Annotated in this window: 1 protein-coding gene and 1 pseudogene; both read right to left on the minus strand. The window is 47.3% G+C overall.

The features are described 5' to 3' along the window. Positions 1 to 184: 184 nt before the first annotated feature. Positions 185 to 823: a YtpR family tRNA-binding protein gene (gene ytpR, locus WEIDD23_RS01850; RefSeq protein WP_010373637.1), complete on the minus strand. Its 639-nt coding sequence runs from the start codon at positions 821 to 823 to the stop codon at positions 185 to 187. A 27-nt stretch (positions 824 to 850) separates the two neighbouring features. Then, positions 851 to 1,287, minus strand: a pseudogene (locus WEIDD23_RS01855) (glutamyl aminopeptidase); the annotation flags it as partial.

The following is a 1,287-nucleotide window of genomic DNA, read 5'->3' on the forward strand; positions in this document are numbered from 1 at the left end:
TTGAACCGGCGTCTCGACCGTGACTGAAGCCGATGACAAATTAACAGCATCTGTGTCTTCAGTTGCTAACAAAATATACGAGGTTTTAGCTGCCATTAGAGCCGCTACCTGACCATCATAGGTGTTCATTAAGCGCTCATAAAAAACAATAGGCCGACGATCAACCATGCGGTATCACCTCACCTTATTGAAATAATGCTTGTGCTTCCGCTGAACTTGCGTCAAATGGCGTACCAACTTCAGCAAAATCATCCGGCAAAATCAAGGCACCAGGCACTTGTGGTGCGTTAGGCAAACGCAATTCACGACCTGATGTAATCATGCCGTTTGAAGCGACACCGCGCAAAGCGCCCGGCCAAATAATTAAGCCAGATGGCATCATCGCACCAACCTTGGCAACAACCACCTTAATGCCTTGACGCATGTTAGGTGAACCTGACACGATTTGAACCCGTTCATCATTATCAACAACCGTCGTTGTAATTTGAAGGTGATCTGAATCTGGATGTGGTTCAGCCTTTTCGACGTAGCCAACGACAAACTTAGGCGTTTCATCAGCAACCAACTCTGCTTCAAAACCGGCTTCAACTAAAACAGCATTTAGCTTAGCAACATCATCTGACGTCAAAAATACTTGACCAGCCGTTTCGGGCAAATCCAACATCGTTGACGCATGCAAAAAATTAAAACCAAGCGTCATGTTCTGCTCATCTGCAATGCGGACAACATTCTCTTTTTGTTCAAACGTGTGCTCAGCAGCTGGGGCCGTTAACACAACTAATACATCACCCATTCCGGCTGGGTTATAGCTGGCAATCAACATATTGTCAGTCTCCATTTCTATTATTAATTAATCACCGTACACAATATCGTGAACGGTTGTCTTATCTAATTTACGAGCAAGGGTCTCAACCAGCGCTTGGGCAGCCTCAAAATCAGCCACTGACCAAACTGTCTGGTGCGTGTGAATATAACGGGAAGCAACCCCCAAGGCAACTGAAGGAATACCGTTATTTTGTGATTGCGCGCCGTGTGCGTCCGTGCCACCCTTCGCCACAAAGTACTGCAACGGAATGTGGGCGTCATTAGCTGTATCAAGCACAAATTCCTTCAGACGCAATGGCATAATGACACCCGGATCAAAGACGCGTAACAAGGCGCCCCCGTCCATTTGGCCTTGCGCCTGATCTGACTTGGTATCATCAGCGGCGGAAGAATCTAATGCAAAGAACAAATCTGGTTGTAGTTGGTTGACGGCTGGGCCGACCCCACGCAAGCCGACTTCCT

Source organism: Weissella sp. DD23, assembly GCF_001579105.1.
Lineage (GTDB): Bacteria > Bacillota > Bacilli > Lactobacillales > Lactobacillaceae > Weissella > Weissella cibaria.

What these genes read in the sequence shown, in the direction of transcription:
- ytpR (WP_010373637.1), bottom strand. Translation starts at nt 823, where the DNA reads ATGTTGATTGCCAGCTATAACCCAGCCGGAATGGGTGATGTATTAGTT.